At 72.5% G+C, this 18,084-nt stretch carries 17 protein-coding genes and 1 pseudogene; 3 read left to right on the top strand and 15 right to left on the bottom strand.

Annotated features, from left to right (window positions below; genetic code table 11):
* Nucleotides 1–36 precede the first annotated feature (36 nt).
* From ACFQZ6_RS27305 to ACFQZ6_RS27235, 15 genes and pseudogenes are all read right to left on the bottom strand, one after another.
* Nucleotides 37–960, bottom strand: coding sequence for an LLM class F420-dependent oxidoreductase (locus tag ACFQZ6_RS27305; protein ID WP_381613866.1), 924 nt, complete (start codon nucleotides 958–960; stop codon nucleotides 37–39).
* A 21-nt stretch (nucleotides 961–981) separates the two neighbouring features.
* A complete protein-coding gene (locus ACFQZ6_RS27300) occupies nucleotides 982–2,220 on the bottom strand; it encodes a lytic transglycosylase domain-containing protein (protein ID WP_381613863.1) in 1,239 nt (412 codons plus the stop codon).
* 43 nt (nucleotides 2,221–2,263) lie between these two features.
* Entirely contained in the window at nucleotides 2,264–2,968 is a 705-nt protein-coding gene (locus tag ACFQZ6_RS27295; protein WP_381613860.1) for a hypothetical protein, read from the bottom strand.
* Nucleotides 2,969–2,997: 29 nt separating this feature from the next.
* The gene (locus ACFQZ6_RS27290) at nucleotides 2,998–3,522 is read right to left on the bottom strand and encodes a nuclear transport factor 2 family protein (protein ID WP_381613858.1); all 525 of its coding nucleotides are present in this window, start codon (nucleotides 3,520–3,522) and stop codon (nucleotides 2,998–3,000) included.
* A 32-nt stretch (nucleotides 3,523–3,554) separates the two neighbouring features.
* Nucleotides 3,555–4,280, bottom strand: coding sequence for a hypothetical protein (locus ACFQZ6_RS27285; RefSeq protein WP_381613855.1), 726 nt, complete (start codon nucleotides 4,278–4,280; stop codon nucleotides 3,555–3,557).
* Entirely contained in the window at nucleotides 4,280–4,795 is a 516-nt protein-coding gene (locus ACFQZ6_RS27280; RefSeq protein ID WP_381613852.1) for a hypothetical protein, read from the bottom strand. The genes ACFQZ6_RS27285 and ACFQZ6_RS27280 overlap by 1 nt, the downstream gene beginning before the upstream one ends.
* Nucleotides 4,796–4,868: 73 nt before the next feature.
* Nucleotides 4,869–6,152, bottom strand: a complete 1,284-nt coding sequence (locus tag ACFQZ6_RS27275; RefSeq protein ID WP_381613849.1) for an MCE family protein — start codon at nucleotides 6,150–6,152, stop codon at nucleotides 4,869–4,871.
* Nucleotides 6,149–7,282 (bottom strand): MCE family protein, encoded by a 1,134-nt coding sequence (locus ACFQZ6_RS27270; RefSeq protein ID WP_381613846.1) that lies wholly within the window; start codon nucleotides 7,280–7,282, stop codon nucleotides 6,149–6,151. The genes ACFQZ6_RS27275 and ACFQZ6_RS27270 overlap by 4 nt, the downstream gene beginning before the upstream one ends.
* Nucleotides 7,279–8,280, bottom strand: a complete 1,002-nt coding sequence (locus ACFQZ6_RS27265; RefSeq protein ID WP_381613843.1) for an MCE family protein — start codon at nucleotides 8,278–8,280, stop codon at nucleotides 7,279–7,281. Before ACFQZ6_RS27265 ends, ACFQZ6_RS27270 begins: the two co-directional genes overlap by 4 nt.
* The gene (locus ACFQZ6_RS27260) at nucleotides 8,277–9,305 is read right to left on the bottom strand and encodes an MCE family protein (protein WP_381613841.1); all 1,029 of its coding nucleotides are present in this window, start codon (nucleotides 9,303–9,305) and stop codon (nucleotides 8,277–8,279) included. The genes ACFQZ6_RS27265 and ACFQZ6_RS27260 overlap by 4 nt, the downstream gene beginning before the upstream one ends.
* Nucleotides 9,302–10,360, bottom strand: coding sequence for an MCE family protein (locus tag ACFQZ6_RS27255; RefSeq protein WP_381613838.1), 1,059 nt, complete (start codon nucleotides 10,358–10,360; stop codon nucleotides 9,302–9,304). Before ACFQZ6_RS27255 ends, ACFQZ6_RS27260 begins: the two co-directional genes overlap by 4 nt.
* Nucleotides 10,357–11,598 carry an MCE family protein gene (locus ACFQZ6_RS27250; protein WP_381613835.1) on the bottom strand — a complete coding sequence of 414 codons (1,242 nt, stop codon included), beginning with the start codon at nucleotides 11,596–11,598 and terminating at the stop codon, nucleotides 10,357–10,359. Before ACFQZ6_RS27250 ends, ACFQZ6_RS27255 begins: the two co-directional genes overlap by 4 nt.
* Nucleotide 11,599: 1 nt before the next feature.
* Nucleotides 11,600–12,406 (bottom strand): MlaE family ABC transporter permease, encoded by an 807-nt coding sequence (locus ACFQZ6_RS27245; RefSeq protein WP_381613832.1) that lies wholly within the window; start codon nucleotides 12,404–12,406, stop codon nucleotides 11,600–11,602.
* Nucleotides 12,407–12,411: 5 nt separating this feature from the next.
* Nucleotides 12,412–13,176, bottom strand: coding sequence for an MlaE family ABC transporter permease (locus ACFQZ6_RS27240; RefSeq protein ID WP_381613829.1), 765 nt, complete (start codon nucleotides 13,174–13,176; stop codon nucleotides 12,412–12,414).
* A pseudogene (locus ACFQZ6_RS27235) lies at nucleotides 13,173–14,176 on the bottom strand (ABC transporter ATP-binding protein). The gene ACFQZ6_RS27240 and the pseudogene ACFQZ6_RS27235 overlap by 4 nt, the downstream one beginning before the upstream one ends.
* A gap of 538 nt (nucleotides 14,177–14,714) precedes the next feature.
* Between ACFQZ6_RS27235 and ACFQZ6_RS27230 the strand changes: the two are divergent.
* The 3 genes from ACFQZ6_RS27230 (at nucleotide 14,715) to ACFQZ6_RS27220 (ending at nucleotide 18,049) form a co-directional block, all read left to right on the top strand.
* A complete protein-coding gene (locus ACFQZ6_RS27230) occupies nucleotides 14,715–15,350 on the top strand; it encodes a hypothetical protein (protein WP_381613826.1) in 636 nt (211 codons plus the stop codon).
* 115 nt (nucleotides 15,351–15,465) lie between these two features.
* A complete protein-coding gene (locus tag ACFQZ6_RS27225; protein WP_381613823.1) occupies nucleotides 15,466–17,025 on the top strand; it encodes a DUF6801 domain-containing protein in 1,560 nt (519 codons plus the stop codon).
* Nucleotides 17,026–17,104: 79 nt separating this feature from the next.
* A complete protein-coding gene (locus ACFQZ6_RS27220) occupies nucleotides 17,105–18,049 on the top strand; it encodes a hypothetical protein (protein ID WP_381613820.1) in 945 nt (314 codons plus the stop codon).
* The last annotated feature ends 35 nt before the right edge of the window (nucleotides 18,050–18,084 follow it).

Raw genomic sequence — 18,084 nt, 5'->3', positions numbered from 1 at the left:
CACCTGGTTTTTCCGGTGGTCACCGCCCCCGCCGGGTCAGCTCAACTGCGACTGGACCTGGGCGGAGATCAGCTCCAGGTGGTCCAGGTCGGACAGGTCGAGGAGCTGGAGGTAGATCCGCTGGGAGCCGGCCTCGGCGTAGCGGCCGATCTTGTCGACGACCTCGGCGGGGGTGCCCGCGAGGCCGTTGGCCTTCAGCTCGTCGACCTCGCGGCCGATCACGGCGGCGCGGCGGGCGACCTCCTGGTCGTCCTTGCCGACGCAGACGACGAGGGCGTTGGAGTACACCAGGTCGTCGCCCTTGCGGCCCGCCTTCTCCGCCGCCGCCCGGACCCGGCCGAACTGCCGCTCGGAGTCCTCGACCGAGGCGAAGGGCATGTTGAACTCGTCGGCGTACTGGCCCGCGAGGCGGGGCGTGCGGGTGGCGCCGTGGCCGCCGATCAGGACCGGGACCTTGCGCTGGGCGGGCTTGGGCAGCGCGGGCGAGTCGGTGAGGTCGTAGTGGGTGCCGTGGAAGTCGAAGGTCTTGCCCGGCTCGGTCGCCCACAGCCCGGTGACGATCGCGAGCTGCTCCTCCAGGCGGGCGAACTTCTCCTTCGGGAAGGGGATGCCGTACGCCGTGTGCTCCTCCTCGAACCAGCCCGCGCCGATGCCGAGTTCGACCCGGCCGCCGGACATCTGGTCGACCTGCGCGACCTGGATGGCGAGGACGCCGGGCAGCCGGAAGGTGGCGGCCGTCATCAGCGTGCCGAGCCGGATGCGCCGGGTCTCGCGGGCGAGCCCGGCGAGGGTGATCCAGGCGTCGGTGGGGCCGGGGAGGCCGTCCACGGACCCCATCCTCAGATAGTGGTCGCTGCGGAAGAAGGCGTCGAAGCCGAGGTCCTCGGTGGCCTTCGCCACGGTGAGCAGGGTGTCGTAGGTCGCGCCTTGCTGGGGTTCGGTGAAGATGCGGAGATCCATACCCCCATCCTGCACGCTGGCTCAGCTCATCTCCGGTTCCGGGGTCGTCTCCGGTGCGCAGGTCGGCTCGCCCTCGGGCGGGGTGGGCGTCGGGCTCGGTGACGGCGTGGCGCAGTCCGTGGGGTCGGCGGTCGTCGGGTCCGGGGTCGGCTCGGTGCTCGGGTCGGGGCTCGGATCGGGCGAGTCGGTGGGGTCCGGGGTGGGTGAGGGCGAGTCGCTCGGGGAGCCGGACGGGTCGGGCGTCGGGTCGGGCGAGCCACCGGACGGCGACGGCGTCGGGGACGTCGTGGGGGTGTGGGAGGGTGCCGGGGGCCTGGGCCCGGACGACGGGCTGGGGTCGGGTCCGACGACGATGCCGCCGCCCCCGCCGCCGGGTGCCTCGTCGACCGGCCGGGTCGCCGGGGTGGTGCCGCCCGCGCCGGGGGACGTCGGGATGACGCCCTTGCCGTCCGGGACGGGGTGCACGCCGCCGCGGTAGAACTCCAGCCAGTAGCGGACCAGTCGGAGGTAGGACTCGGAGTAGTTGTAGCTGAGGATCGCCCGGTCCAGGTCGGCGGCCCGGCCGAGGTTCCGGTCGCCCGCGCACAGGTAGTGTCCGGCGGCCAGCGCGGCGTCGAAGACGTTGTTCGGGTCGGCGCGGCCGTCGCCGTTGCCGTCGGTGCCCCAGTGGGCCCAGGTCGACGGCAGGAACTGCATCGGGCCCACCGCCCTGTCGTACACCGTGTCGCCGTCGTGGACGCCGCCGTCGGTGTCCAGGATCAGCGCGAAGCCGTCGCCGTTGAGGGCGGGGCCGGTGATCCGGCCGAGGGTGGTGCCGTGGCGGTCGACGGCGCCGCCGCGTGCCTGTCCCGACTCCACCTTCCCGATCGCGGCGAGCAGTTCCCAGGGCAGCGCGCAGCGCGGGTCGGTGCGGGCCACGGAGCGTTCCGCGGCGCGGTAGGCGCGCAGCACGGTGCCGGGGATGCCGGACTCGGCGCGGACGCGTTCCGCCTGGGCGGGGCGCGGCGGTAACTCCGGGGTGACCAGAGGCGGTAGTTCGGTGTGGTACGAGGAGTCGCCGGGCGGGTCGAGTTCGGCGAGCGGGATGTCCACCGCGGGGGCGGCGGGTTCGTCGTCGGCGGTCGGGCGGGCCTCGTGGCGCTGGGCCGGGTTCGGGGCCTGGGAGGCGGTGAGGGCGGCCACCGCGGCCACAGCGACGGCGGTGGTCCGCAGGCCCTGCCGCGTGCGGGCGTTGAGGCGTCGGGGGCGGGGTGCGGGCATGGCGGGCGGTCCCTCCTGGGTGCGGGCGGCTGTTGTCGCGGTCTCAGCGGCCGAAGGTGTCGATGCCGGAGACCAGCCAGCGGCCGTCGCGCCGTACGACGTCCACGGCGAGCATCGCTCCGGCGTACGTGCCGTCGTCGCTGGCCTTCTTCGTCTTGTCCCCGGCGGTGCTGACGCTGCTCTGGTCGGCGAAGACCAGCACCCGGGCGCGGTCGCCGTCGATGCGCTCGACGGCGCTGTCCGTGACGGTGGTGGTGATGACCGCCTTCTGCCGTGCGGCGTTGGCGCGGACGTCCCCGAGCAGGGCCTCGTGCTGGGCGACGGCCCCGCCGGTCAGCAGGTCCCGGGCGGCCTTCTCGAACGCGGCGGGGTGGGCGTGGTCGTAGGAGAACAGCGAGGCGACGGCCTTCGCGGTCTGGCCCTTGATCTCGCTGGTGCGGGCGATGTCGGTGAGCGCGGTGTTGCGTGCCGCCGGGTCGTCGCGCAGCGCCTCGGCGCGCCCGTGCGCCCAGCCCGCGAAGCCGCCGAGGAGCAGGGTGAGGAGGCAGAGCAGGGCGGGGAGGGGGACTCGGCGGGGGCGACGGGGGCGGCGGCGGTCCTCGGCCTTCGGGATGGAGGGGGGCGTGGGGGTGTCCGCTGGAGCCGGGGAGTCCACGCGATCGGCGGCGTCCGTGGGCTGCGGGCGGACCGCCTCGCGGGCCTGGCGGCGGCGACGGCTGTTGATGTGGTGGCGGGTGGTCGTCGGCATCGGTGTCGTCCTCTCCTGCGGTGGCCGGGTCAGCTGGCCGGGGTGCCGCCGACGGGGGCCTGCCCCAGGGCGCTGAGCTTCCAGTGGTCGCCGGTGCGGGTGAGTTCGCCGAGCAGACGGCTGTCCTTGTCGGTGCTCGGGCCGTCCGGCGCCTTGACGGTCACCCGCAGGGCGACGAGGACCCGGGCGCGGCCCGCCCGGTCGTCGAGTTCGGTGACGGCGCCGGAGAGCACCTTGGCCGTGGTGACCGTCTTCGCGGCCTTCACCTGGCTGGCGAACTCGTCGCGTCCCTCGACCAGTTGGTCATGGAGGTCGCCGGTCGTGGACGACTCCCAGAGGTCCAGGCCGTGGTCCAGGTCGCGGTGGTCGAGGGTGTTGAGGTTCTGGACGGCCTGCTCCCCGGCGGCGAGGGCGCGGTCGCGCTGGGTGGCGTAGGCCGTGGAGTCGTCGTGGGCGGCGGCGTACCAGTCCCAGCCCGCCCAGGCGGCGAAGCCGCCCGCGACGAGGGTGAGGGCGAGGGCGGCGGCGGACACCGCGCGGCGCGTACGGCTCATGGGGCTGTCTCCTCTCCCGGGCGTGGACGGGGTCAGCGGGGTGTGATGTCGACGATGTGCCACTCGTCCTGCTCCCATCGCGCGGTCACCGTGAGCTGGGCCGCGGCGGCGGTGGGCTTGTCCTCGCCGCGGCGGGAGATCTGGTCGAGGAAGACCAGGAGGCGGGCGCTGTCGCCGTCGAGTTCGATGACGCCGGTGCGGACGGGCTGGGTGCTGAGGGTGACGCCCTGCCGGGCGACGTCCTCGCGGACGCGGTCGATCAGCGCGGCGTACTGGCGTGCCGCCCGCCCGCCGAGGACGTCCCGCGCCGAGCGCTCCGTCGTCGCGAGCCCGTCCGGCGTGTACGAGAACACCCGCGCGAGCGCGCTGCCGACGTCCCCCTCGACCCGGGTCGTGGCCTCGGCGTCGGTCAGCGCGGTGTTCCGCGCGGAGGGGTCGGTACGGAGGTCGTGGGCGGCGTGGAAGAACCAGCCCCCGGCGACCAGCAGCACGGCACAGACCACCGCGACGGCGGCCACGCGGACCCGGTGCCGGGGGGTGCGGCGGGGCGGGTCGGCGTCGTCGGCGGCCTCGGGTACGCCGGTCGCCTCGGGAGCGCCGGTCGCCTCGGGAGCGTCGGGGACGTCGGACTGCTCGGCGGTGGCGGCCTCGTCGGGGGTCTCGACGGCGTCAGGCGCGTCGGACGACCCGGCGGCGTCAGGCGCCGTCGGCTCCTCGTCCGTGGCCCGTGGTCGTCTGCCGCGCAGCAAGTGGGCCATCAGCCGTCCTCCCCCTCCTCGACGCGGGCCAGTGGTATCGCGCTCAGGGCCTTGACCTTCCAGTCGTCCTCGGCGGTGCGGGTCAGGACGGCCTCCAGGCGTTTGCGGTCCGTCGTCGGGGACTTGGCGCCGGGGCGGGTGACCTCCACGCGGACGGTGGCGATCAGCTTGGCGGTGCCCGCGCGGTCGTCGAGGGCGGTGATCGCGGCCTCGGTGACGGTGCCCCGGGCGGACGCGCCCGCCGTCGGCTTCGTGCGGGCCAGTTCGTCGCGGAGCGGTCCGGTGGCGGCGGCGCGCCAGGCGCGGACGCCCGCGCGGGCGGTCTCCGCGGTGGAGGCGTCGAGGGTGTTGAGTACGGCGAGCCGCTCCCGCCCGTCGGCCAGCGCCTCGTCGCGGGCGTGGCCGTAGGCGAGGGAGTCGTCGCCGCGGGCCTGGGCGTAGGTCCACGCGCCGGTCCCGCAGAAGCCGAGCGCGAGGACGAGGGCCGCGGCGGTGAGGAGGCGGGGCCGGTTCATCGGGCGTCCTCCCGGAGCGTGGGGGCGCAGGGGTCCGGCGAGTCGGGCTCGGCGACGCGCGGAGGGAGTCCGGTCATCGGGCGTCCCCCCGCCCCGTGGGAGAGAGCAGGTCCGCCAGGTCCGGGCGTGCGGTGTCGCCCGTGCCGGGCAGGGCCAGCGCCCCCGGCAGGCCGCCGGACCCGGCGCTGGTGGTGGCCGTCGTGGCGCCGGACGGGAGGGACCCGGGGCGGGCCGGTTCCGGGACCGGGCCGCCCTTGGGCGCGTGGGCCGAGCCGCGGACGTTGACGCCGCTGGAGGCCGGGGCCGTGCAGGACGCCGCCGTGTTGAGGGCGGGCGTCGTGCCGAGGTCGAGGCCGTTGCGGTAGCGGGTGGCCTCGTAGCCGGACGTGCAGGGCAGCGGGTCGAAGAAGGTGACCGCGAGGCCGAGGTTCATCCGGCCGCCGTCCACGGCGGTGGACCCGGCGGAGATGGCCGCCGGGTAGGTGACGAGGAGTTCCTCCAGGCCGCGCTGGCGGGTGACGGCGACCTCGGAGGTGGTGAGCAGGTTGGCGAGGACGACGCCGAGGCTGGGGTCGAGGTCCCGCAGCAGGCCGCTGACCTGGGTGGCCGCGCCGGGGGTGACGGTGAGCAGGCGGCGCAGGTCGGCGTCGGAGCCCTTGAGGGTGCGGGCGAGTTCCGCGGCGCCGTCGGCGAAGCCGCGGATGGCGTCGGCCTCCTCGGCCTGGGTGCGCAGCACCGTCTCGCCGTCGGTGAGCAGCCGGGTGGTGGACGGCAGCGCCCGGTCCGCGGCGTCGACGAAGTCGCTGCCGCTGTCGAGGAGGACCTGGAGGTCGTCGCCGTGGCCCTCGAAGGCCTTGCCGAGTTCGTCGACGACCGTGCGCAGGTCGTCCAGGGGTACGGACTCGGTGAGGGCGTTGACGCTGGTGAGGACGTCGGTGACGGGCGCCGGGACCTCGGTGTCGGGGCGTTCGATGCGGGAGCCGTCCGCGAGGTAGGGGCCGGTGTCGCTGGCGGGGCGCAGGTCGATGTACTGCTCGCCGACCGCGGACAGTCCGGCGACGACGGCCCGGGTGTCTGCGGGGATGTCCGGCGCGGACTTCCTGATGCGCAGGTGGGCCACGACGCCGTCCGCGGTGAGGTCGATGGGGCCGACCCGGCCGACGGAGACGCCCCGGTACGTGACGTCGGAGTGGGTGAACAGGCCGCCGGTGGTGGGGAGTTCGACGTCGACCGTGTAGTAGTCGGAGACCCCGACGTAGCGGCCCAGGTCGGCGTAGCGGATGCCGACGAAGCCGAGGACGAGGACGGCGATGACGAGGAAGGCGAGGTTCTTCAGCCGGATCGCGAGGGTGATCACTGGGCCGCTCCCTCCGTCGCGGGCAGGGGCAGCGGGTCCGCCGTCGTCGCCGTCCGCGTCTCCGTGCCGTCGCCGTCGCCGGGGACGAGCGGCGGGATGACCTGGGTGCCGGGCACGGCGGTCATGTTCAGGTACACGTTGAGGTAGTCGCCCTTCACCCCGTTGAGCACCTCGTCGGTGAACGGGTAGGTGACCAGCGCCTGGAGGGAGTCCGGCAGGTCGGTGCCCGCGTCGGCGAGGGCCTTCAGGGTGGGGGCGAGGGCCTTGAGGTCCGCGACCATGTCGTCCTTGCTCGCGTCGACGGTGGTGACGGCGACGTCGGAGAGGGTGTCGAGGGAGCGCAGCATGGTCAGCAGGGAGCCGCGCTGTTCGTGCAGGGTCTTCAGGCCCGGTGAGAGCCCGGTGAGGACGGTGCGTACGTCGTCGTCGCGTCCGGCGAGGGTGGCGGAGAGCCGGTTGACGGCGTCGAGGGCGTCGGTGATGTCGCCGCGGTGCTCGTCGAGGTCGGAGACGAGTTCCTCGACCCGGCGCAGGGTGGAGCGGACCTGGGGTTCGCGTCCGCCGAGCGCGGCGTTGAGTTCGTGGGTGATGGTCTTGAGCTGGTTGACGCCGCCACCGTTGAGGAGCATCGACAGCGCCCCGAAGACCTCCTCGACCTCGGTGTTGCGGCCGGTGCGGGAGACGGGGATGACGCTGCCGTCGGAGAGGCGGGCTGTGGTGGTCGTCTTGGCGGGGGCGACGAGCTGGACGTACTTCTCGCCGAGCAGGCTGGACTGTTCGAGGCGGGCCCCGGCGTCGGCGGGCAGCGTCACATCGCCGTTGATCTTGAGGGTGACGCGGGCGGTCCAGTCGTCGTCGAGGCGGATGTCGGTCACCCGGCCCACGGCGACGTCGTTGACCTTCACGGCGGCGTGCGGGACGAGGCTGAGGGCATCGTCGAGTTCGGCGGTGACGGTGTAGGGGTGGGAGCCGAGGTCGGCGCCGCCGGGCAGCGGCAGGTCCTCCAGGCCGTCGAAGCGCGGCGGGGAGAGGGAGAACGCGCCCACCGCCAGGGTGAAGCCGAGGCCGAGGGCGAGCAGTCCGCCGAGTCCGGCGCCCACGCCCAGCGCACCGCGTTGGAGCAGTCTCACCGCGTCTCCTCCCCGGCCACCGGCAGCGGCAGCAGCGGTCCGCCGACGCTGATCTCGTTGAGGTTGGCGCGGCCGTCGATCCGGCCGGTGCCGAGGTCGTAGGCGCCGACGAGGTTGTCCGCGGCGAGCGGGGCGGTGTCGAGGGTCTCCGCGAGGGAGGCGCGCTGCCTGACGAGGGTCTGGGTGATGGGCACGAGGCGGTCGACGTTGTCCTTGAGTTCGCCGCGGTTGTCCTGGATGAAGGTCTTCACCTGGCCGAGGGCGGTGCCGAGTTCGTCGAGGGCGCCCGCGAGGTCGTCCTTGTTGTCCGCGAAGAAGGAGACGACGGTGTCGAGGCGTTCCTGCGCGGTGCGTACGTCGTCGTCCTTGTCCTTGAGCATGGTGGTGAAGGTCTGGAGCTGGCTGAGGGTGGTGAACAGGTCGTCGCTGGAGCCGTCGAGGGTGCGGGCGGCCTTGCCGAACTGCTCGACGCTGTCCCCGATGGCCTCGCCGTTGCCGTCGAGGTTGGCGGCGCCGGTGGTGAGCAGGTCGGACAGGGCGCCGGTGGAGTTGGCGCCGTCGGGGCCGAGGGCCTCGCTGAGGTCGATGAGGGAGGCGTAGAGCTGGTCGATCTCGACGGGGGTGCGGTTGCGGGAGGCGGGCAGCACGGCGCCGTCGGCGAGGGCGGGCCCGGACCGGTAGGCGGGGGTGAGCTGCACGAACCGGTCGGCGACGACGCTGGGGGCGACCACGACGGCGCGCGCTCCCTTGGGCACCCGTACGCCGTCGTCGAGGGCGAGGTCGACGCGGACGCGGGTGCCCTGCGGGTCCACCGACTCGACCTCTCCTACCTTGACGCCGAGGACGCGCAGGTCGGAGCCCGCGTAGATGCCGGTGGCGCGGTCGAAGTAGGCGGTCAGGCGCAGCCCGGGGTCGTCGAGGGCGCGGGCCGTGGCCAGTCCGGCGGCGACCACGGCGAGGGCGATCACGGCCGCGAGGAGCCTGCGGCGCTGGGTCATCGCTCACCTCCCGGCGAGGACTTGGGCGGAATGCATCCGTTCTCCGGCTGGGACCGCGCGGGCAGGTAGTCGCGGGGGACGACCCCGCACAGGTAGCTGTCGAACCAGTGGCCGTTGCCGACGGTGTTGCCGACGAGGCGGTAGTAGGGCCCGGCGAGGGCGAGGGTCCGGTCGAGCTGCTTGGTGTTCTTCTGGAGCACCTTGGTGACCCGGCCGAGCGCCTTGAGGGTGGGTTTGAGCTGGGCGTCGTTGTCCTCGACGAGGCCGCTGAGTTCGGTGCCGAGGTCGCGGCTGCCCTCCAGGAGGGCCTTGATGGCGTCGCGGCGGTCCTCCAGTTCGCCGAGCAGGGAGCCGCCGTCCTCGATGAGGGTCTCGAAGCTGGACTTCTGGTCCTTCAGGGTGCGGGTGAACTGGTTGCCGCCGCGCAGCAGCCGGGAGAGTTCGCGGTCGCGCCTGGAGACCGACTTCGACAGGTCGGACAGGCCGGTGGCGGCCTTGCGGACGTGCGGCGGGGAGTCCGCGAAGGTCTCCGAGATGGTCTCGAAGCTCTCCGCCATCTTCTGCGTGTCGAGGGCGTCGACGGTGCCGCTGAGGTCCTGGAACGCCTGGGTGACGTCGTACGGGGAGGTGGTGCGGGTCAGCGGGATGCGGGTGCCGGGGTCCTGGCGGGCGGTGCCGAGCGGGTCGAGGGCGAGGTACTTGTCGCCGAGGAGGGTCTTGATGGCGATGGCGGCGGTGGTGCGGTCCCCGATCCAGGCGTCCTCCACCTCGAAGGTGACCTTGACCCGGTCGCCGTCGAGGGAGACGCCGGTGACCTCACCGACCTTGACCCCGGCGACGCGCACCTCGTCGCCCGCGTCGAGCCCGGCGGCCTCGGAGAAGTCGGCGCTGTAGGCGGTGCCGCCGCCGAGCAGGGGCAGTCGTCCGGCGTTGTAGACGGCGACGGTGAGCAGGCCCAGCAGGAGCAGGCCGACGAGCGCGACGTGGACCGGGTTGCGTTCGCGGACGGGCTTGAGGCGTCTCATGCGCCGCACCTCGCTTCGGTGACCGCGATGCCGGTGGGCGGCCGGGAGCCGTCGGAGGTGGTCACGCCGTCCACCCGGGCCTCGCAGAGGTAGAGGTTGAACCAGGAGCCGTAGGACGACAGCCGGGCCAGGGCGGTCAGCTTGGCGGGGGTCCTGGCGAGGAAGTCCTCTATCTGCGGCGTGGCGTCACCGAGGTGGTCGGAGAGGCGGCCGAGTTCGCGGATGTCCTTCTTCAGGGGTTCCCGGCCGTCCTGGAGGAGGTCGGCGGTGACGGTGGTCAGGTCGCCCATGGCCTCCACGGCGCGGCCGAGGGGTTCGCGGTCCTCGTTGAAGCCGCTGACGAGCTTCTGGAGGGTGTCCACGAGGTCGTCGAAGTCGGCCTCGCGGTCGTTGAGGGTGGTCAGCACGGTGTTGAGGTTCTCCACCACCTCTCCGATGACCTCGTCCTTGGCGGCGACGGTGGTGGAGAGGGAGCCGATGTGCCGGATGAGGCTGTCGACGGTGGTGCCCTCGCCCTGGAGGACCCGCACGATGGAGCCCGCGAGGTCGTTGACCTCCTTCGGGTCGAGCCCCTCGAACAGCGGCTTGAAGCCGTTGAAGAGCAGGGTGAGGTCGAGGGCGGGCGCGGTGCGGTCCAGCGGGATGGTGTCGCCGCCGTGCAGGGTGCCGGTGAGGTCGCCGGTGCCGCGGTCGAGGGCGATGTAGCGCTGGCCGACCATGTTGAGGTACTTCACGGCGGCGGTGGTGGAGCGGGGCAGCGCCCGGTCCTCGCGGACGGTGAAGGTGACCTGCGCGAGCCGCCGGTCGACCACGCGGACGTCGGTGACCTCGCCGACCTCGACGCCGGAGATGCGGACGCTGTCGCCGTCGGTGACGCCGGTGGCGTCGCTGAAGACGGCCCGGTAGGTGAGGGTGTCGTCGCCGACGCCGGTGCCGGAGACGCTCAGCGCGAGGACGGTGGTGGCGAGCGCGGTGACCACCAGGAAGGCGAGCGACTTGAGCACCGGGCCGGTGAGCGGGCGGCGGCGGGTGTGCGGGTCGCGGCGGGGGCTCATCGCAGGGTCACCTCCGTGCCGCGCAGGGTGGGTCCGGCGAGCAGGCTGCTCCAGTCGGGCAGGTCGGCGTCCGGGCTCGCGGGGGCGAGGAGTTCGTTGACGAGGTCGTTCTCCTGCGGTGAGTTGGCCGGTCCGAGGTCCTGGTCGCCGGTGGCGGGGGCCTCGGCGGCGGGCCGGGCGGGCACGCCGAGGTAGGGCACGGGGTAGCAGCGCGGTCCGCCGGTGGCGTCGTACACCGGGGTGTCGCGGCCGGGGCGGTAGGCGCCGCGGGAGGTCACGGTGGTGACGTCGACGCGCAGCCCGGGGCGGTCGGTGCCCTTGCCGAGCGCCTTGTCCATCTTGGGGACGAACTCGGCGAGGGTGCGCAGCGTGCAGGGGAACGCGGAGGAGTACTCGGCGAGGAGTTCGAGGGTGGGGCGGGAGGCGGCGCTGAGGCGGATGATGTTGTCCTTGTTCTGCCGCAGGAAGGCGGTGGTGTCCTCGGCGGCCGTGGTGGTGGTGCCGAGGGTGGCGGCGAGGTCGCCGTCCTTCTCCGCGAGGGTGCCGCTGGTGGTGGTGAGGTCGGTGAGGGCGGTGAGGACCTCGGGGGCGGCGTCGGCGTAGAGGTGGCTGACCTTCACGAGTTCTTTCAGGTCGCGGTTGAGGGTGGGCAGTTGGGGGTTGAACTTCTTCAGGTGCGCGTCGAGTCGGGTGAGGGTGGCGCCGAGGTCGTCGCCGCGTCCTTCGAGGGCCTGGGAGACGGCGGAGAGGGTCGCGGCGAGCTTCTGCGGCTGCACGGCGGTGAGCGTGGGCAGCACGTTGTCGAGGACCTGCTGGAGTTCCACGGCGTTGGCGGACCGGTCCTGCGGGATGACGGTCCCGGCGGTGAGCGTCTCGCCGGACGCCCCGCCAGTGGGTACGAGGGCCACGAACCGCTCTCCGAACAGGGTGGTCGGCAGCATCTGGGCGCGCACGTCGGCGGGGATGTCGTCGAGGGAGCCGGGCTTCATGGCGAGGGTGAGGCGGGCGCCGTCGGGGGTGGCGTCGATCTCGCGGACCTCGCCGACGACGACGCCGCGCAGCTTCACCTCGGCGCCCAGGTGCATCTCGTTGCCGACGCTGCCGGTCTCGACGACGACCGGCGCGGAGTCGGTGAACTCCTTGTCGTAGACGGCGACGGCCAGCCACACCAGCAGGGCGAGGACCAGCCAGAACGCCACTCCGGCGAGCCGCCGGTTCACGGTCGCGGCACCGCGCATCTCAGCCCGCCACCTTCACGGTCGTGGTGGCGCCCCACAGCGCCAGCGACAGGAAGAAGTCGGTGACGCTGATCAGCACGATCGCGTTGCGCACCGACCGGCCCACGGCGACGCCGACCCCGGCCGGGCCGCCGGTGGCGCGGTAGCCGTAGTAGCAGTGGGCGACGATCACCATCACGCTGAAGAGGAACACCTTCAGTACGGACAGCAGGACGTCCGTGGGTGACAGGAACAGGTTGAAGTAGTGGTCGTAGGTGCCCGCGGACTGGCCGTTGAACCAGACGGTGACGTACCGGGAGGCCAGGAAGGACGACAGCAGCCCGATCGCGTACAGCGGGATGATGGCGACGACCCCGGCGATGATGCGGGTGGTGACGAGGTAGGGCATCGAGTGGACGCCCATCCCCTCCAGGGCGTCGACCTCCTCGTTGATGCGCATCGCGCCGAGCTGCGCGGTGAACCCCGCGCCGACGGTGGCGGACAGGGCGAGCCCGGCGACCAGCGGGGCGATCTCGCGGGTGTTGAAGTAGGCGGAGACGAACCCGGTGAACGCGGCGGTGCCGATCTGGTCGAGGGCGGCGTACCCCTGGAGTCCGACGACGGTGCCGGTGAACAGGGTCATCGCGACCATCACGCCGATGGTGCCGCCGACGACGCCGAGGCCGCCGGTGCCGAACGCGACCTCCGCGAGGAGGCGCTGCACCTCCCTGAGGTAGCGGTGCAGGGTGCGCGGCACCCAGAGCAGGGCGCGGGTGTAGAACAGGAGCTGGTCGCCGGAGCGGTCCAGCCAGACGAGCGGGGAGGCCACCGGCCTCAGCCTCCCTTCGGCGGGACGATCTGGAGGTAGACGCTCGTCATCACCATGTTGACGAAGAAGAGCAGCAGGAAGGTGATGACGACGGACTGGTTGACGGCGTCGCCGACGCCCTTGGGCCCGCCGCGCGGGTTGAGTCCGCGGTACGCGGCGACCAGGCCCGCGAGGAACCCGAAGACGAGCGCCTTGAGTTCGCTGACGTACAGGTCGGGCAGCTGGGCGAGGGCGGAGAAGCTGGACAGGTAGGCGCCGGGGGTGCCGTCCTGGAGGAAGATGTTGAAGAAGTACCCGCCGAGGATGCCCACCACCGAGACCAGCCCGTTGAGCAGCACGGCCACGCCCATGGTGGCCAGCACCCGCGGTACGACGAGGCGCTGCACCGGCGAGATGCCCATGACCTCCATGGCGTCGAGCTCCTCGCGGATCTTGCGGGAGCCGAGGTCGGCGCAGATCGCGGAGCCGCCCGCGCCCGCGATCAGCAGGGCGACGATGAGCGGGCTGGCCTGCTGGACGACGGCGAGGACGCTGGCGCCGCCGGTGAAGGACTGCGCGCCGAGCTGCTGGGTGAGCGAGCCGACCTGGAGGGCGATGACCGCGCCGAACGGGATGGAGACGAGGGCGGCGGGCAGGATGGTGACGCTGGCGATGAACCAGAACTGCTCGATGAACTCCCGGAACTGGAACGGCCGTCGGAAGATGCCCCGGGCCACCTCGGCGGCGAGCGCGAAGAGGTGACCGGTCTCCCGCAGCGCGGCGGTGATCATGCGCCGCTCCCGGCCGTGGGCAGCGGCGCGGTGGGGTGGGCGGCGTAGGACTGCCGGATGGCCTCCTGGGCGGCGGGCGGCAGGGTGTCGATCATGCCCCTGACCCGCTCCCGGTGGCGGGCGACGGCACGGCGCGGCGGCAGGCCCTCGGAGGGCTCCAACTGCGGGACGATCACGCGGGGCCGCGCCTTGACGAGGGTGGCGGGACCGGCGGCCTCGGCGGCGAGGGTGGCGGCGTCCTTCTCCTCGGACATCCCGATCGGGCCCTCGCGGCAGCCGTCGAGGAACTGCGCCACCACCGGCTCGTCGCTGGTCAGCAGCGCCTCACGGGGGCCGAAGGTGACCAGTTCGCGCCGGAAGAGCATCCCCATGTTGTCGGGGACCTGGGCGGCGATGTCGAGGTTGTGGGTGACGATCAGCATCGTCGCGTCGGTGCGCGCGTTCAGGTCGATCAGCAGTTGGGAGAGGTAGGCGGTGCGCACCGGGTCGAGCCCGGAGTCGGGTTCGTCGCAGAGGATGATCTGCGGGTCGAGGACCAGGGCGCGGGCGAGGCCGCCCGCTTGCGCATCCCGCCGCTGATCTCGCCGGGCAGCTTGCCCTCGGCGCCGAGCAGCCCGACGACCTCGATCCGCTCCATGACGATGCGGCGGATCTCGGACTCCTTCTTGCGGGTGTGCTCGCGCAGCGGAAAGGCGATGTTGTCGAAGACGGACATGGACCCGAAAAGGGCGCCGTCCTGGAACATGAGCCCGAATACCTTACGGGTCTCGTAAATGTCGCGGGCAGGGCTGTTCACCATGTCGACGCCATTGATGAGAACCCGGCCGTGCTGTGGTTTGAGCAGCCCGATGAGCGATTTCAGAAACACCGTCTTTCCGGTGCCGGACGGGCCCAGCATGACGCTGACCTCGCCGGGTGGCAGGGTGAGGGACACATCCCTCCAGATCGTCTGCTTGCCGAAGGACATGGTCAGCCCCTCGACCGCCACTTCGATTCCCACATCACCTCCAAAAAGGGTGCGTCGGCGTGCACGCGGAGCGCACGTTAAGCCGGTGCGCGGTGCACTGACAACAGGCCGGACCACACATTCGAGCCACCGTCGCGCTCTTTGTCACCGAGCAGACAAACAGCGCCCCGGCACTTGTCTCCCCGGTCACAGACCGGACGGGGCCTGACACCCGGACGCTACGGCTGAGTAACCTAGGCAGGCAAGAGCGGGTTCCGAGTTTTCCCTCGAAAATCGCCGGACGCCCGTGAACCTGTCACCGCGAACCCAAATCGGGGACCCGGTTTTGTCATCCAGTGCGAAAGTCGCGACGGCCGGTACCGGACGCCCGGAACCCCCGCCCTTAGCACCGGTCTGACTAAAGCCCGGCGCGGATCGCTCACCTGCGGGACAGGATTCTTACCCCGTACAAAGAATCATGGTCGGCGGCATTGTTCGGCTAAGTTTCCCGCAAGTAACGTCCCTGTTCGTCGGCCGGAGTTTTCCGCGCCGTGGACCTCTGCCCTCAATCCACAAGGAGAGTCCCCGAACCATGAAGAAAACCACGCAAAGAATCGCCGTCGTGGCGGGCGCGGGTGCGGCCGCGTTCGGTATGGCCGTCGCCCCGTCCTCCGCGGTGGCGTCCACCGTCTGGACCGTCACGCCGTCCCCGGCCAGCTTCACGGCACCCAACAGCGGCAACATCGTCATGACGGCCGGTATCCCGATGACGTGTACGACGTCGACGGCGTCCGGCACGATGCAGAGCGCCACGGGCAACCCCGCGACGGTCGCCACCATCAGCGCCATCAACTTCGGCACCGCCGCCCAGCCGTGCACCAGCGTCCTGGGCAACGTGACCACGGTGGCGACCCTGCCCTGGACCATCAAGGCGGTGGACTACAACGCCTCGACCGGGGTGACCACCGGCTACGTCGACAACATCTCGGCGAAGGTGACCGCCGGGACCTGCTCGTTCACCGTGACCGGCAAGGCGTCCGGCACCTACACCAACTCCACCGGCATCCTCGCGGTCAGCAGCGTCTCCGGTGAACTGTCCGTCTCCGCGCCCTCCGGTTGCGGCACGGTCGTCACCACCGCCACCAAGCCCATCTTCAAGGGCAACTACGCGGTCAAGGTGACCGGCACCACCACCATCCCGAAGGTGGTGGGCTCCAACCCTCCGTGATCGTAGCCCTCGCCAGCAACGCCCGGCCGGTGCCACCGGCCGGGCGCACGCGAGTTGCCCGCGCGTGCCCCACGACCGCCCGCGCGGACCGCCCGACGACCCAGCGGAGTACTCCATGACAGACCCTCGCCGCGCCCCGCGCCGCCCCGCCCGCGGCCGGGCGCGGAACGCGGTGGTCGCCGCGTTCGTGGTGCTGGCGGCCACCCTGCCCGCCCAGGCCCTCGCCGCGCAGTCGCAGCCGGTCGACGCCGCGCTGCCCTACGTCTGCGCCCTGCCGTCGGGTCAGCAGCCCGCCACCGTACGGGTCACGGCCGCGTTCCCCGCCCAGGTGGCGCCGGGTGAGCCGGTCCAGCCGACGGACGTCACCACCACCGTGGAACTGCCCGAGCAGGCGGCGGCCGACCTCGCCGCGCTCGGCGCGGCCAGCGCCCAGGCGGCGACCCGGCTCGACATCGGCGTGGCCCAGCGCGACACCACCGCCCAGGCGACCTGGCGGGGGACCGCCGAGCCGGTCACCGTGCCACCGTCCGGCCCGCTGACCCTGACCGCGACGGGCGACGTGGCCACGGTCACCGCGAACGGCGCGGGCGACCTGACCTTCACCGCCGGGAGCCTCACCCTCGACCTGGCCCCGGCCACCGCCGACGGCACCCCCACCGAGCCCGCCGCGGTCACCGTGGAGTGCGCCCTCGCCGAGGACGCCCCGGACGGCGGACGGCTGGCCACCGTGGCCGTCGGCACCGCGCCGGGCACCGGCACGGAGTCACCCAGCGGGACGCCGTCCGCCTCCCCCTCCGCCTCCGAGGCTCCCGAGGAGGAGGAACGGCAGGGCAACCGCGCCCCCGAGATCACCGAGACCGCGCCGGGCGGCGCGACGTCCACCGCCGAGGGGCCGACCTGCAAGTACGACGAGGCGCACCCCGCCACGCCGTCCTCGATGGTCGCGTACATCACCGGCTACTCCAACGTGCGCAAGCTCAAGGGCGCGTCCCTCATCCCGTTGTCGTGCACCATGCTCGAACAGGGCGAGCTGAACCTGGACTTCCTGCCCGACTTCTCCGGCGCCAAGCTCAGCCAGAAGTCCACGGGCGAGCTGTACGACGAGGGGCGCCAGCGCATCGGGCCCTTCAAGTCGACCTTCCTGACCTTCGACTTCACGCCGACGACGGCCACGATGGTGCTGGAGCAGACCGGCCCGATCACCATCGACTCGTCGGGGTTCTACGACTTCCTGCAGAACTTCATCAGCCTGGACACCTACGTCCGGGTGCCGGTGGTCCTCCGGGTCACCGCGCTGGAGGTGAACGGCACCCCGCTGGACGTCGGCCCCGACTGCCGTACCCGGGAAGAGCTCACGTCCGAGGAGCCGGACCCGGAGCAGCACCCCGGCAAGCACGTGGTGCTGTACGGCCGCGGCGAGCAGATCGGCGGCGAGGTCGCCACCGGCTATCTGCTGTCCTCCGGCGGCCCGCTGACCGGTGAGTTCGCCATCCCCGCGTTCACCGGCTGCACGGCGGGCGGCGAGAACCTCGACCGGCTGCTCACCGCCTCGGTCTCCGGCCCCGGCAACTACATCAAGCTGATCCAGGGCCAGACCTGCGCCCCGCTGGTGCCGAACCCGAACGAGTGCACCGAGGACCTCCAGCCCCGGATCGTCCCCAAGCCCGAACGCTGATCCGCTCCGCCCGCCCCCTCTCCTCCGGTCTCCTCCTTTCCCCTCCTTTCCCCTCCGACGACACGGAAGGCCACCACCCATGAACCGCACCGCCCTCGGCGCCCGACTCGCCACCGTCACCGCCCTCGGCACCGCCCTCACCGCCTTCGCCGCCACCGGCACCGCGACCGCCGCGGTCACGCCGAACGGCGCGTGGGCGCCGTTCACCCGCTGCCCCGTGGACGCCCCGGCGATGCTGGCCGCGGACGGCCTGGTGAAGACCCCGCAGTGCGTGGTCGCGTCCTCGCCCAGCGGCTCCATCAAGCTGGGCAACACCGTCGTCACCACCGGGAAGACCAACCTCCAGATGGGCGTGGTGCAGAACGACGACGGCACCAGCACCGTCATCGCCCCGTCCGGCGGCGCGCTCGTCGCGGACTCCGCGACCGTCCCCGGCGGACTGCTCGGGCTGATGTGCCCGAGCGACATCCCCTTCGTCACGGCCATCTGCGACCAGCTCACCAACAGCACGCTCAACAAGATCACCGCCACGGTGGAGTCCGTGGGCACGCCGTACGCGTTCAACCAGACCGCGGGCATCGTCACCGGCGAGCCGATCGTCGCCATACCGGTGCGGATCCACCTGGAGAACCCGTTCCTGGGCAGCAACTGCTACATCGGCACCCGCAGCGCGCCGATCGTGCTGCGCCCGCAGAACCTCACCTTCCCCGACTTCGGCATCTCCTTCTTCAACGGGGACGGCACCGCCGCCGACGACGGGGCGCTGACCCGGATCGAGCTGACCGGGTCCACCCAGAACGACAGCACCTTCGCGGTGCCCGGCGCGAGCGGCTGCGGCCTCGGGCTGCTGGGGCTGATCGACGCGGCCGTCAACGCCAAGACGGGCCTGCCCTCCGCCGCCGGGAAGAACAGCCTGACCCTCAACAACAGCCAGACCTACCTGGCCGGTCTGACGGCCCCCGGCACGGTCGCGCCGAACGCGGGCAAGGTGCTCTCCCAGGCATGGCACTCGGCCGTCGACTAATGGCCGCCCACGGGCGATTCTCAGCCGTCCCCGCA

Origin of the sequence: Streptomyces flavalbus, assembly GCF_042674625.1 — a bacterium.
GTDB lineage: Bacteria > Actinomycetota > Actinomycetes > Streptomycetales > Streptomycetaceae > Streptomyces > Streptomyces flavalbus.
The sequence above is the reverse complement of the archived record's forward strand: the minus strand, read 5'-3'. Positions and strand labels throughout refer to the sequence as shown.